General features: G+C 50.7%; 11 protein-coding genes. 2 read left to right on the forward strand and 9 right to left on the reverse strand.

The window, feature by feature from the left end; translation table 11 throughout:
• Nucleotides 1-47: 47 nt before the first annotated feature.
• Complete coding sequence (locus tag H8S65_RS09990; RefSeq protein ID WP_186929849.1) at nt 48-1,448, reverse strand: sugar transferase; 1,401 nt, start codon at nt 1,446-1,448, stop codon at nt 48-50.
• A gap of 2 nt (nt 1,449-1,450) precedes the next feature.
• Nucleotides 1,451-2,011, reverse strand: a complete 561-nt coding sequence (locus H8S65_RS09995; RefSeq protein WP_005639316.1) for an L-threonylcarbamoyladenylate synthase — start codon at nt 2,009-2,011, stop codon at nt 1,451-1,453.
• A 424-nt stretch (nt 2,012-2,435) separates the two neighbouring features.
• On the opposite strand from H8S65_RS09995, the gene recJ reads away from it, so the two are divergent.
• On the forward strand, nt 2,436-4,160 hold the full coding sequence (gene recJ / locus H8S65_RS10000) for a single-stranded-DNA-specific exonuclease RecJ (RefSeq protein WP_186929850.1): 1,725 nt from the start codon (nt 2,436-2,438) through the stop codon (nt 4,158-4,160).
• Between the two features lie 9 nt (nt 4,161-4,169).
• The gene (locus H8S65_RS10005; RefSeq protein WP_186929851.1) at nt 4,170-5,852 is read left to right on the forward strand and encodes a RecQ family ATP-dependent DNA helicase; all 1,683 of its coding nucleotides are present in this window, start codon (nt 4,170-4,172) and stop codon (nt 5,850-5,852) included.
• Nucleotides 5,853-6,047: 195 nt separating this feature from the next.
• On the opposite strand, the gene H8S65_RS10010 is transcribed toward H8S65_RS10005, so the two are convergent.
• The 7 genes from H8S65_RS10010 to H8S65_RS10040 form a co-directional block, all read right to left on the reverse strand.
• Nucleotides 6,048-7,631 (reverse strand): NAD(P)/FAD-dependent oxidoreductase, encoded by a 1,584-nt coding sequence (locus H8S65_RS10010; RefSeq protein ID WP_186929852.1) that lies wholly within the window; start codon nt 7,629-7,631, stop codon nt 6,048-6,050.
• Nucleotides 7,632-7,633: 2 nt separating this feature from the next.
• Nucleotides 7,634-8,332: a hypothetical protein gene (locus H8S65_RS10015; protein WP_186929853.1), complete on the reverse strand. Its 699-nt coding sequence runs from the start codon at nt 8,330-8,332 to the stop codon at nt 7,634-7,636.
• A complete protein-coding gene (locus H8S65_RS10020) occupies nt 8,329-9,081 on the reverse strand; it encodes a hypothetical protein (RefSeq protein WP_186929854.1) in 753 nt (250 codons plus the stop codon). The genes H8S65_RS10015 and H8S65_RS10020 overlap by 4 nt, the downstream gene beginning before the upstream one ends.
• Before the next feature lie 12 nt (nt 9,082-9,093).
• Nucleotides 9,094-10,464: a DNA repair protein RadA gene (gene radA / locus H8S65_RS10025; RefSeq protein WP_186929855.1), complete on the reverse strand. Its 1,371-nt coding sequence runs from the start codon at nt 10,462-10,464 to the stop codon at nt 9,094-9,096.
• A gap of 248 nt (nt 10,465-10,712) precedes the next feature.
• The gene (locus H8S65_RS10030; RefSeq protein ID WP_186929856.1) at nt 10,713-11,669 is read right to left on the reverse strand and encodes a hypothetical protein; all 957 of its coding nucleotides are present in this window, start codon (nt 11,667-11,669) and stop codon (nt 10,713-10,715) included.
• 3 nt (nt 11,670-11,672) lie between these two features.
• Complete coding sequence (locus H8S65_RS10035; protein WP_186929857.1) at nt 11,673-12,206, reverse strand: ferredoxin domain-containing protein; 534 nt, start codon at nt 12,204-12,206, stop codon at nt 11,673-11,675.
• Between the two features lie 43 nt (nt 12,207-12,249).
• A complete protein-coding gene (locus H8S65_RS10040) occupies nt 12,250-14,361 on the reverse strand; it encodes a KamA family radical SAM protein (protein ID WP_186929858.1) in 2,112 nt (703 codons plus the stop codon).
• Nucleotides 14,362-14,677: the final 316 nt, after the last annotated feature.

Genomic DNA, 14,677 nt, shown 5'->3' on the forward strand with positions numbered 1-14,677 from the left:
ATCAACAACCCCTATTTTTTAATTCTTAATTCTTAATTTTTAATTCCTCAAATGCCTTTACCAGTAATTACTGTTTTAACTGTATAGATCAGAATTGTCAGATCCAGTGTCAGCGACATATTTTCGTAATATAATATATCATATTCCATACGCTCCACCATTTTGTCCACACTTGCCGCATAGCCGTACTTCACCATCCCCAACGAGGTAATGCCCGGACGGACATTGTGCAACAGATAGTAGTAGGGAGCCGTTTTCACGATCTCGTCGATAAAATATTTCCGTTCGGGGCGCGGTCCGACCAGCGACATATCCCCTTTCAGCACGTTCCAGAACTGCGGCAATTCGTCCAACCGGTATTTCCGCATGATACGTCCGAACGGCGTTACACGCAGGTCGTCTTCCGACGAAAGCGACGGGCCGTTCTCTTCGGCATTGACATACATGGTGCGGAACTTGTACATCCAAAACGGCTGTCCGAGATAACCGATCCGCTCCTGGCGGAAAAACACGGGTCCCGGAGAATCCTTCTTCACCCGCCATGCGATATAGGCGAATAAGGGAGAGAGCAACAGCAGTGCAACGACAGAACAGACCTTGTCCAGAAAAAGCTTTATGTTCTGTTCGGCCGGTGAAAAGTTGTTATCCGTCACATCGACCAACGGGATTCCCCGTATCGTCCGAAGCTGTATTTTCGAAAGCATATTGAACCGGTCCGCCAACACCTTTATCGGACGTTTATACCGGTAGAGCGAATAGAGGATTCCTAAAAGCGCCTTATTATTCTTCGACTCGACAGCTAAAACGATTTCATCCACATTCTCTTTTTCCATCAAGACCGGAATATCTTCCACCGTCCCCAGCACCTGATTCCGGTCGGCCTTGACCGGCGTCCTCTCGTCTTCCGAGACAAAGCCGCAAATATCATAGCCCAGGCGATACAAATCGTGGGCGATGCGGACAGCCTTCCCTCCCGCACCGATAATCAGCACCTTCATCGCCCACTCCCGGTTCTTTATCTTCCTCATCCCGCTTTGCGTAATCAGCAGACGCGGGATATAGGTTATGAAAAACTGCAATCCGAACATTCCGAAGAACAGTTTATAATAGATATCGATCGAACGGGGAATATCGTCGAGCAGCAATGCAAAAAAGACGAAAACCGTCCCGATCAGCACGGTAATGAATGTCGAGAAAAGTTCGGTGAGGCGGGACTTCCCGAACGGCTTGTTATAATATCCCGAAAAATAATAAAGCACCAGCCAGAAAAGAGGAATGACTACCTGGCCGCCAAGCACACCCGGATATTGCAAATAATCAAGCAGACTATCTGCCCCCTCATCGATGGCGAACACCTCATAGCGAAGGATATTGAATAGCAACCACGCTACCGAAGCCGATATAAAATCCGATAATATGTATTTTCCAGCCTGCTTGCTCTTCTTCATTTTTATCTGATTACCTGGATAACGCCACCGTCTCCTAATTTGATGATATTGGAAGGCTTGGCCTTGCTCATATCATCCTGGCGATATTTCACAATATAATCGACCCCGTTCTTAATACTGTCCGACACCTCGCTGAAATTACCCGGAGAAGGCTCGCCGCTCACGTTCGCAGAGGTGGAAACCAACGGCCTGCGGAAACGTTCGCACAGTTTACGGGAAAACTCTTCGTTCGTCACCCGGATGCCGACACTTCCGTCTTCACCTAAGAGATTGCTCGCCAGATTCTTTGCATGAGGATAGATAATCGTAAGCGGTTTATCGGCCACTTCGATCAGGTCCCAGGCTATATCGGGCATATCCGACACGTACATGCTCAGTTTTGCCGAACTGTCGGTCAATACCAGCATAGCCTTATTGTCCGTTCTCTTCTTCAACTCGTACACTTTTTGTACGGCTTTCTCGTTGGTTGCATCGCAACCAATTCCCCAGATCGTATCTGTAGGATAGAGTATTATGCCTCCCGCCTGCATAATTTCGCAGGCTTTTTGAATATCTTCCGTCATTGTTTTTTAAATAATGTCACAAATGTACAAATCATTCGCGGACTTGGAAAGCGGTTTGGACTTTTTTCAAACAGTTTCCAAGAATCGCCACTCCCGGAATCTGCCATTTTGCTTCCTCCAAACAGGCAAAACGCTTCTTTTTATTATGTTAAAAAATATTACCCGCTATATTAATTCATAGAACATGGGGTACTAATCCGATTTACACGGGGGGGTAGTGACATTTTGATATATCCGGAAAACAGCCGGAGAGCGGTTTGAAAAAATTAAAACAGCTTCTAATTAATAAAAAAGCAAGCCGCCGAACAGAAATATCCATTTATATTATCTAACTTTACGGATTCAAATATATTGGAGGTTTTATCACTATAAACACGCATATCCGATATATCAGAGACGAAAAAAAAGAAAAAAACAATATATAATGATTACAAAATGGAACTTTCAAACCCCAACAGAAGAAGAGTTACATAAGAGAGACAAGCTGGCGAGCGAACTGGGACTTAGCCCGGTCGTGTGTCTTTTGCTCGTTCAGCGAGGACTTACCACTGTTGAAGAGGTGAAGAAATTCTTTAAACCCAGCTTGAACGATTTGCATGATCCATTCCTTATGCCGGATATGGAAAAGGCGGTCAAGCGCTTGAATAAAGCATTGGGAAACAAAGAAAAGATTTTGATTTACGGAGACTACGATGTAGACGGTACGACTGCCGTTTCATTGGTCTACAAGTATTTGCGCCCTTATTCATCGACGCTGGATTTTTATATTCCGGACCGGTATGACGAGGGGTACGGGATTTCGTATAAAGGAATCAATTACGCCCAGGAAAACGGGATCACGCTGGTGATCTCGCTCGACTGCGGCATCAAGGCCATCGAAAAGATCGAATACGCCAAGCAATTGGGGATCGATTTTATTATCTGCGACCATCATATGCCGGACGACACATTGCCGGATGCAGTCGCCGTCTTAGATGCCAAGCGGGTGGATTCGGTCTATCCGTACGAACATCTGTCGGGGTGCGGTGTCGGCTTCAAGTTCATGCAGGCATTCGCCAAAAGCAACAACTTCCCGTTTGCCGACCTGGAGAAGCTGCTGGAACTGACGGCGGTCAGCATCGCTTCGGACATCGTCCCCATTACCGGCGAAAACCGCATACTGGCCTATTACGGTTTAAAGCAGCTTAACAGCAATCCGAGCCTCGGCCTGAAAGGGATTATCGATATCTGCGGGCTGTCGGGCAAAGAGATCACGATCAGCGACATCGTCTTCAAGATCGGACCGCGCATCAACGCTTCCGGCCGCATGATGAACGGAAAGGAAGCGGTCGAACTGCTCCTGGCGAAGGATGTGGACGTGGCCCGCGAAAAGAGCGAAAGCATCAACCAATATAACGAAGAACGCCGCGAACTGGACAAGAAGATCACGGACGAGGCGAACGCCATCATCGACGAATTTCAGAATATGGAAGACCGTAAGGCGATCATCGTCTACAATCCGGGATGGCATAAAGGGGTTATCGGCATCGTCGCTTCCCGCCTGACGGAGAAATACTACCGCCCGGCAGTCGTGCTGACGAAATCGTCCGAACTGATAACGGGTTCCGCCCGTTCGGTCACGGGATTCGACATATACAAAGCGATCGAAAGCTGCCGCGACCTGTTGGAGAACTTCGGTGGCCACACGTATGCCGCCGGCCTCTCCCTGAAAGAGGAGAACCTGGAGGCTTTCACCCAGCGGTTCCTCAAACTGGCTGCCGACGAGATCATTCCAGAACAAATGACGCCGCAGATCGACATAGATGCCGTACTGGACCTGCAAGATATCAATTCCAAGTTCATGAGCGAACTGAAAAAAATGAATCCGTTCGGCCCGGACAACCAGAAGCCCGTATTCTGCTCGCTCGGAGTCAAAGATTACGGAACCAGCAAGTTGGTAGGGAAAGACCTGGAACATATCAAACTGGAACTGATCGACGACAAGTCGAACACACCGATACATGGCATTGCTTTCGGTATGCGCCAGCACAACACGCATATCAAGAACATGAAACCTTTCAATATCTGCTACACCATCGAGGAGAACACCTACAACGGCAACACGTCGTTGCAACTGATGGTGAAGGACATCAAGGAGAACGATATATGAAGGGATGCGGTGGATGTCTACCATAAGATTTTAGGGAAGTATTGGGGATACCCTGCTTTCCGCCCTTTACAGGAGGATATTATCCATTCCGTCTGTAGCGGGAAAGACACGCTCGGACTCATGCCGACGGGAGGTGGCAAATCGATCACCTTCCAGGTTCCGGCATTGGCAATGGAAGGGATTTGCCTTGTCATTACCCCGCTTATCGCTTTGATGCGCGACCAGGTCGACAATCTGCGCCGGGCCGGGATTAAAGCTACGGCTGTATATTCGGGCATGGGCCGCCAGGAGATCGCTGCGGAATTGGACGCTTGCATTTCCGGGCAATACAAGTTCCTGTATGTTTCACCCGAACGGCTTGCCTCCGGATTATTCAGGGAAAAGTTGCAAGCCATGAACGTCTGCCTGTTAGTGGTTGACGAAAGTCATTGCATCTCGCAATGGGGCTATGACTTCCGTCCTTCCTATCTCCATATCGCCGATATACGGGAACAACTGCCCGGCGTGCCGGTACTGGCGCTGACGGCGACGGCCACGCCCGAAGTCGTGGACGACATACAGGAACGACTGCTTTTCAAAGAGAAAAATGTTTTCCTGAAAAGTTTCACCCGCCCGAATCTCGCCTACATCGTACGCCGGACGGAAGATAAGCTGAATACATTGCTTTACATACTCGGAAAAGTTCCGGGGACGGCTATCGTCTATACCCGGAGCCGGAAACAGACAAAAGAGGCGGCTCTCTTCCTGCAACAAGCCGGAATATCTGCCGATTTCTTTCATGCCGGGCTGAACCGGGAAGAAAAGGCGATCCGGCAGCACCGCTGGAAAAATAACGAATGCCGGGTTATAGTTGCGACAAACGCTTTCGGGATGGGGATCGACAAGCCGGACGTGCGGTTGGTTGTCCATCTGGATATGCCGGGATCATTGGAAGAATATTTCCAGGAGGCAGGCCGTGCCGGACGGGACAGCCGGAAAGCCTTTGCGGTGTCTCTCTGCACGGATATGGACAGCTTCCAGCTAAAAAAACGGATAGATGACGAGTTTCCGGAAAAAAGACTGATCGGGCAAGTGTACGAGGCATTGGGAGATTACTACCAAATACAGGAAGGGCACGGGAAGGACATCATACACGGATTTGCATTGGCTGATTTCTGTTCCGCCTGCCAGCTTCCCCCGTTACAGGTGCATCATGCGCTGAAACTGCTGGAACTGTCCGGTTACATCGAATATTCCGAAGCGGTGGATGAATCATCTTCTCCAACAGCCTCCCGAATTACCTATACGCATCCACGGATGGAAAAGGAGACTCTTATTCTCCCTCCCTCCGCTTATGAGGAACGTCGCGAAAGGATGAAAAAGCGCATCTCAAAAGTGGTGGAATATATGGACGGGGAACATATCTGCCGGAGCCGCCTGCTACTCTCCTATTTCGGAGAAAAGGATGCAGAAGATTGCGGGTGTTGCGACATCTGCCTCTCCAAGAATGATTCCGGCCTGAACAACCGGGATTTCAATGCCATACGCGGCCAATTGCTCGGACTGCTTTCAGACCGGCAACCGCTTCCTGTCACCACCTTGATCCCTTCTTTGCCTTTCCCCGAAGAAAAAATCGTCACCACCATCCGCTTCTTGGTCGAACATGACAGGCGGTTTTATTTGAAGGAGGGAAAGGTGGGGATTTCCGGCTGAAAGAGAATATTATGAATGAGCAGACACATTTCTATTACCAAAGCCCGAAATATGTTTTTGCTTTTTTAGAAGAAGAACTGACAAAAGGTAAATTTGAATAACGGCAAACAAGTCGGAAACTGTTCCAAAAACAAATGCCTGCCCTTGCAAAAAGAAGCGGCAGGCATCCATTATGACTTATCCGTGACACATAAATCATGAATCATAATATCCGGCCACCCCTTCCGCACACCGCTCGCCGTCGATAGCGGCGGAGACGATTCCGCCTGCATAGCCGGCTCCTTCGCCGCAAGGGAAAAGGCCTTTCAGGGTTATATGCTGGTAGCTTTCCTTGTCGCGCAGGATACGGACGGGCGAAGAGGTTCGGGTTTCCACTCCGATCATTACCGCATCGTTGGTCAGGAAGCCTCTGGAGACTTTACCGAAATAGCGGAATCCTTCACGAAGGCGACCGGTGACGAACTCCGGCATCCAGAAATGCAGCGGGGAAGCCAGCAAGCCGGGCGTATAAGAGGATTCGGGGAGATCGAAAGAGTTTTTCTTATTCACGAAATCAACCATCCGCTGTGCAGGGGCGGTTTGCTTCATCCCGCCGTTCAGCCAGCAGAGTTCTTCCAGCCGTTCCTGGAAAGCCATCAATGCGAGTGGCGAATCCTTGCTGACCGTCATCTCTTCGTGTTTCATCAATTCGGGATAGTCTTCCGGGCGTACCTCCACCACCATGCCGGAGTTCGACCAGCGGGAACCACGGTTGGAAGGAGACATTCCGTTGACCACCACCTGACGGGGACCGCTTGCCGCCGGGACGACAAATCCACCGGGGCACATGCAGAAAGAATAGACTCCCCGTCCGCCGGCCTGCGTCACAAAGCTATATTCGGCTGCCGGCAGATATTTGCCCCTGCCCTCCTTGCGATGATATTGTATCTGGTCGATCAGCATCTGCGGATGTTCCAGGCGGACACCGACAGCAATGCCTTTGGCTTCGATCGGGATTTGCCGGTCGTGGAGGTAGCGATACACGTCGCGGGCGGAATGGCCCGTTGCCAAGATGACCGGCCCCAGAAAACTTTCGCCTGTATTCGTTTCGACACCTACGACTTCCCCACTCCGGATGAGCAGGGCATCCATACGCGTCTCGAAACGGACTTCCCCGCCACAGCGGATAATCTGTTCGCGGATATTCTCGATCACGCGCGGCAGTTTGTCCGTACCGATATGCGGATGGGCGTCAGCCAAGATCGAGGTGCTCGCCCCGAACTGGCAAAAGACATTCAGAATCTTATCGACCGACCCCCGTTTCTTGCTGCGGGTGTAAAGTTTGCCGTCGGAATAGGCGCCGGCTCCCCCTTCGCCGAAGCTGTAGTTGGACTCTTCGTCCACCTTATGCTCGCGGCTGATCAGGGCGATATCCTTTTTACGTTCGCGCACGTTCTTTCCGCGTTCGATCACGATCGGACGCAGGCCGAGCTCTATCAGGCGGAGGGCGGCAAACAAACCACCCGGCCCCGCTCCTACCACCACGACAGGCTTCCCTGCCGACACGTCTTTATATTCCACCGACTGGAATTCCGGTTTGTCCGGTTCCTCATCGATAAAAGCACGCAACTTGACATTCACATAGATAGTCCGCTGACGCGCATCAATGGAACGTTTCAACACCCGGACGGTGTGAATATGCGGAACAGATGTTCCCGTCTCGCGGGCTACCACCTGCTTCAACGACTGTTCGCTGGCTGCCTCTTCGGGCAATATACGGAGTTGTAATTCTTGTATCATCGTTATTTCTTTAAATTCAAATAAAAAACCAAACCGGCTTGCGCCCTGTACCCGCTCCAATCCACTTTAAAATCCGAATTCCGGCTCTGATGCTTCTGCTTCACGGCATCCCATTCATAGGCGACGCTCACGTTCAGGGCGAAATGGCGGCACAGGCCGAACTTGATGCCGAAAGCAGGCTCCACAAAGAAATTCTTACCGGAAAAACGGTCTTCCTGCTGATATCCAACTGCGGGGTCGGACTCGACAAACAGGCGGCTCGCCTCGTCCACCTTGTTCAGCACGACGCCCGTCGAAAACTGCACATACGGTTCGAACGTAAAGATACTGATTTCTTCCTTAACCAAACGGAAACGGTAAAAAGCTCCGAGCTTATATCCTTTGTTACGCAGCTCGTAGTTGCAAGAGCCGGAATAATCCGTTACCCCCTTCTTGCCCGCCGTATTCATATAGTTGAAAAGAGCTCCCACGTGATGTCGCCTCCATTCGATGCCGATACGGGTGTCCTGTGTCACATAACCGGGAAAATTATCCGTAACCTGCGCATTGGTCACGGGAAGTATCATCCCTTTCAAAAGATCTTCCATATCGGACATCTGATACGAGCCGTGACCGATATTATATTCGACTGTCAACGACTGGGCCTGCCCAGTCCGGACGAATGCAAGCAGAAGGCATATCAATAAGATGGTTCGTTTCATTTCTTCAGGTTGTTTTCCGGGTTAAACGTATCGGATGCTTCCAAGACAGCCTTACCGAGAGAGTAAGGGCGGATGGTTTCATCTTTGAAATAGATATAGACCTCGTATGTTCCACCGGCTCCGTCATACCTTTCGTCGACAAAAGAACGCTGGTCGAAACGAGTGCTTCTTCGAATATAAGTCATATTATCATAACTATATTCAATCGTAAAATGATCAAATCCGTCACGAAGAGATTCATCCACATCCCAGAAGATTTCGGGATGTCCGCTTTCGTCCATCTGATAGCGGAGGATCTTGTCGCTCCCGGTACGCGCACAGACCTTAAGGGGCCAACTTCGCTTTTCCGCATATTGCTCGATCCCGACCTGCCCGGCAACCGTCCCACTGTTCGTCCGGGAGAAAATCTCGCACGACAGTTCGTATGAACCATTCGGAATCCGATCCACGTCGAGCATAAAATCACACCGGGCTTCATCGCTTTCCCATTCCATCTCACCTAAACGGACGACCAGCTTCTCCACCTTAAATCCGGGCAACGGATAGACTTCGCATGCAGCACTCCCGCTATGTTCAATAACATAGGCATTTTCCGCCTGATAGTAGGCAAGCCCATAAAAATCCACACTCAGCGTAACCGAATCGGACGGGAGCTTTTCCATCTCCACAAAATTCTCCCCTAACTGGTACTCGCAGCTTGTAAACAGGAAGAAAACACTTACAAATAGATAAACAACACTTTTATTCATATACATATAAACTTATCCGAACAATTGCCGGAAAGCCTCTTCCACCTTGCGCACTTGCACGATTTGCATCTTGCACTTGGATGTGTCGAAGCCTTTCAGGTTATTGTGCGGGATGATAATGCGCGAGAAACCTAATTTTTCCGCTTCCAGGATGCGCTGCTCGATGCGGTTCACCGGACGGATCTCGCCCGAAAGCCCCACCTCGCCGCACATGCAGATACCCGGCTCGATCGAAATGTCGAGGCTGGAAGAAAGAACCGCACTGATCACCGCCAGGTCGATCGCCGGATCGTTCACCTTCAGTCCGCCGGCAATATTCAAAAAGACGTCTTTCTGGACCAGCTTGAACCCGGCACGCTTTTCGAGCACCGCGAGCAGCATGTTCATACGCCTGAGATCGAACCCCGTCGCGCTGCGCTGGGGCGTCCCGTAAACGGCTGAGCTTACCAATGCCTGCGTCTCGATCAGGAAAGGGCGGATGCCTTCGATCGCCGCCGCAATGGCCACTCCGCTCAGCCCCTCATGGTTCTGCGTCAACAGCAGTTCGGAAGGGTTGCTGACTTCGCGGAGGCCGTCTTGGCGCATCTCGTAGATACCTAATTCTGCCGTACTTCCGAAACGGTTCTTGATGCTCCTGAGGATGCGGTACATATAATGTTGGTCGCCCTCGAACTGAAGGACGGTGTCGACAATATGTTCGAGCACCTTCGGCCCGGCAATGCTTCCTTCCTTATTGATATGGCCGATCAGGAGGACGGGCGTACCGCTCTCCTTCGCATATTTCAGGATAGCCGCACTGCACTCGCGCACCTGCGAAACGCTTCCGGGAGAGGATTCGACCACCTCCGTATAAATGGTTTGTATCGAGTCGACAATCAGTAGATCGGGCTGTACGTTCTTGGCCTGGACAAATATCTGTTCGAGATTGGTTTCGCAGAGGATGAAGCAATCCGGGTTCTCATGCGCGATGCGGTCGGCACGGAGTTTCAACTGGCGGCTGCTCTCTTCGCCGGAAACGTAGAGTGTCCGGAGTCCGTTCAACCCCAAGACGGTTTGCAGGACAAGGGTAGACTTCCCGATTCCCGGTTCGCCGCCGATCAGGACCAGCGATCCTTTCACCAGGCCGCCACCGAGGACACGGTTCAACTCCTGATCGCCGAGGTCGATGCGCGTCTCCTCTTCGGAAGTAATATCGCGAAGCAGGACGGGACGCACTTTGCCGCCATCCGAAACGCCATAAAGCGCCCGCTTTCCGGTCGGTTCCTTTGCCACGACCTCCTCGACATACGTGTTCCACTCCCCGCAGGAAGGGCATTTTCCGATCCATTTCGGAGAATCAGCCCCACAGTTGGAGCAAACATATACGGTTTTTGCTTTTGCCATAGCCTATTTATTTAATTATCTTAACACAACAAAGCAAGAAAGCACCCATTTGTTAATTTGAGAAAACACAATACAAGATTCAATGCCATGACTGTTACATTGTGTTAACACAATTCCTCTTTTATATGCCTTAATACCAAATTGTAAAAAAACGACGGACTCAACAGGGCGAAATAGCCCTGTTGTGCGTTGACAACGATCCTCAAAGAGCCTTTTCCGACTCGTTGTGCGTTGACAACGACGTTTTATCACCCGAAAAGGTCGAGCGTCAATTGCTTTTTCTCTGCTTCTAACTTACGCAGATGGCGTTTCCCTTGCGGCGTGATGATTTCCATCTTGTCGAAACGGGTACGGATCACCGTTTCGACCGTATAGCTGATGTTGACCACTTCGCCCAGTTCGCTCATCTTCCGCTGTATCTCCAGCACGCAATCGATACACATGCCGCTCTTGAAGACGATCTTTTCATCGAACATATCTTTCTTGAAGTCTTCGTCGCACATATAGAAATCGATCGTCTCGCCCCCTTTGTTGTAGATGCCTTTCCAACGGTAACGGGCGTCTTTCAGTACAGGCGAGATGATTTCTATCGTCGCTTTGTTGTCCTTGACCGGGGGCAACTCGTCGGAACGGAGGATGTAATAGTCAAACTGTTCACGTTTGACCTCCAACGATCCTGAACGGCTGCGGTTGTTTTCGTTCAGTTCGCGCAAGGTGAACTTCGTCACCTTCGGATAGCCGCGCACAGCTTCGTAAAAGTTCGATTTACACTTGCAGACGCGGGGCGATGCGCTTAGCAATTCCACCAATTCGCGCGTGACCGTTATGCCGGGCGATTTCTTCCTGAGATTCGTACGCAACAAGGCTATTTCACGCTGCATCTTTTCCTCGTCGGCCACCGAGCGGTCCACGACCGGCTGCCCGCCGACCAAAAGGGTCGGACGTGTCCACACTTGCATAAACAAGTTGAGAAGGACGGAGATCAGGCGGCTGTTCTCACCTGCCACCGACCAGATTTCGCGGAACCCCTCCTGCTGGGCAAAAGACTCGCAATAAACAGTCATTTTGATATCCAGCATGTCTGCCAGCGTCCGGATAAGCGAGAGCACCTCCTTTTCCGAACGGTGTTTGATCATGGCATCCATGTAGTTGGACTTATCATTGAAGTAGTATCGCAGTTCGAGTTTGTTATCAAACTTTATCATGACTTACTCTGTTTTGGGTTTTCGATCGAAGAACGGGTTTTTCGAGGACGCGCTCACCGGGATCGCCATCACGCATTTGCAGTCGCCCAGCATCCCCAAACGCTGAGCAGCCAGACCGGCGCTGAACATCACACGCGTGTCCAGGCGCCAATCCGATGCCGTGGCACAAGCCGAACCGATCGCAATACCCAAGTCCACCGAATTGATCGCACAGGGAACGGCTTCCGGCTTCTCCACACAGGTCGGGAATCCGCAGTGCGCACAATTCAAACCCTGCACCTGCTGCCGTGTACCGGCAATCATGATGGCTTCGGCCTGAAGGATATTGTCGGCATCGCGCAGAAAGAATTTCAAACCGGTTTCGCCGGACATGATGACAAGCTCTTCGGAAAGGCGTTTGATATCTTCGTCCGTCACCATCGCCACTTCGATAATATCGATACCTTTCCCTTTCGGCGCTGTCCGGGCGGCTGTCATCATCTGACGAACAGCCTGTAACACATGCTCGTGTCGTATTTCTCTTTCGTTCTGTATCATTTTAATATTGGTTTAGCACGAACAAAGATAATAATTACTCGTTTTATAACTCAAGATTTGTCATCTTTTCTGTAACATCAAAAGGATAACCGGGGTATTCGTAAATACTGAAACGGGGTTCGGTCACACCTTCGGAATAGTTCCAGATGCTGATATACTCCCGCACATCCTCGCCCATATCCTGCAACTGGCGCAGGTAGGCGGCGACGGATTTGTTTTCGACGATGTAGACTTCTCCCATCCGATCAATAATCGGGCTGTGGCGGCGTCCGGTGTCGTGGTCGAATTTCAGGATGCGCTTTCCCTCAGCTGTCAAGCCGATTGTCCGGAACGTCATGCTTTTGCCGATGGCCGGAAGGTTCAACACGCTGCGGTCGGTGGCGGCAAAAAGGAGACGGTTCTCTTTCAGGAACCCGGACAATTTCTTTCCTAAAGGACGTTCATAGCGGATCAGCCGGTACAGTTCCTTCTGCTTCTCTTTGGGGATAAGGCCGAAGACTTTCTCCTCCTGCTGTTCCTGCAAGGAACGGCTGTTGGGGGTGAACACGGCATAGTTCTCGTGGAACCCCTTGACCGAGAAAGTATAATAGCACACCACCCCCATCGCATTCAACGTCTGGCGAAGCTTTGCCGTATGCCCGCGCCGGGAAGCGGCAACGGTGTAGACCAACTGGTTGGTGATAATCCAACCGGCGGAGAGGATCGCCTCGATCGCCTTTTTGGCTTCCGGCGTGACCTCCAGCGGGGACTGGAAATGCGTCTGGATGATAAACTGCGTGACACCGATACGCGAGGCTTTGTCTTTGAAATCCCTCAAGATGCCGACCAGTTCGTCCGTGATCCTCAGAGGCAGGTAGGCAAGCAGGCGCGAACCCAGGCGGACCCGTTGCAGTTCGGCGTACTTCTCCCCTTCGGGCCGGCCCTCGTTGGCTTTCCGCTTCCGTACCGCCATCTTGTAGACGGCATCGAGTATGTTGCGGAGCGTCGCGTTCTGGCTCATCAACGCGTCGCCTCCGGTGATCAGGATATCCCTGAGCTGTGCGTCTTCTTCGAAATAGCGCATCAACCGGCGCAGTTTCTTATCCCATGTCTCCTTCGGTTTCAAGGACTCGAAATCAAAATTCAGGCGTTCGCTCTGGAAATCGTACATCCGCTGGCACGAAGCGCACAGCCCGCCACAGGCACGCCCCATCGAATCGGGAATCAGGATCGCCACCTCCGGATAACGGCGGTGTATGTTGTGCCCTTCCGGCAGCAACCATCCGGCGGCATTCGGCTGCCCGGCCACGACGATGTCTTCCTTTTCCCACGCCTTGATCTGTCCGTACGTCTCGACCAGTTCCTCCGAATAGAGGATATACGAACGGATGGCAGCATCGTCATACCCGCTTGTATTCGTGTTCAGCAGGGAAAGATAATAAGGGGTGACAAAGAACGGCATGCCCTTCTTACGGGCTTTGGCCAGCAATTGCAAAGTCTCGGCCGAAAGGGAACCGCCGAGGAAATAGTTCAGTTCCGTCGGGCTTTTGAAAGCCATCGCGAGATGGAAACGGCCGGTATTCCACCATTCCTGCACCTTGATGTATTTCTCCGCATAGCTCATCCCCTCCGTAAACTGGAACCGGGAGGTCGGGGCATGGCGCCGTTCGATCTTGCGTATCAGCCCGGCAATGATCCGCTCCTTGTTGGAGCGGCGGATCGCCATCACCTCTTCGTCCAATCCGGTCGGCCAGCGGTTCATCTGCCGTTTGACGAGCGAGCGGTCCGGTACGATCTCCTCCGGATGCTCCAACAATTCGAACTGCCGGAACAGGTCGATAAAGAAGTCCGGCGAAACATCCTCCTTCAGCTTTCCGGCCAGGAATTGCCACAGCCAGGTAATCGTCCGTACCGGTATCTCCCCACCTGTCGAAAGTTCGGAGACTGTCGTATCGTCATGTTCGATCAAGAGAAGAATACGCTTCGCCACGGCATTTCCCATATTGCTCCCGCCAACCGTCCTGTCGATGCGGGAAGAAACGAAAGAACGCAGGGCTTCTTTAAAAAGCACCGAGCTCTCACTCTCTTCCGCCATCGTTACCAGTTGGGGAAAATCTTTTTTAAATACTTTTGCCAATTGCGGAATGTCGTACGATAGTAATCTTCTTTTAATCATAAGCAAATACTTTTTAGGAGGGATTTATAGAATGTTATTTTGAAATCATTTATCTACAAATATAACATTTTTCTCCTGCCGTCAAAAGTATGCTACTTATAAAACATCTTAAATGCTTCGCAAATCACAACAAAATGACAAAAGCAATACATATTTGTCACTTTTCTGTTACTTCCGCTTCCTCTTCACGATAGCAAAAAAAACATTGGTCCAAATCGAAACTACTTCTGCATCTAATTCGATTTTCTACCCCATGTAGCGCAAATTAGTAGCAAGGGTAATATTTTTTAATAATCTATTACTTTTATTTAGCACT

The organism is Parabacteroides hominis, from assembly GCF_014287585.1.
Taxonomy (GTDB): domain Bacteria; phylum Bacteroidota; class Bacteroidia; order Bacteroidales; family Tannerellaceae; genus Parabacteroides; species Parabacteroides hominis.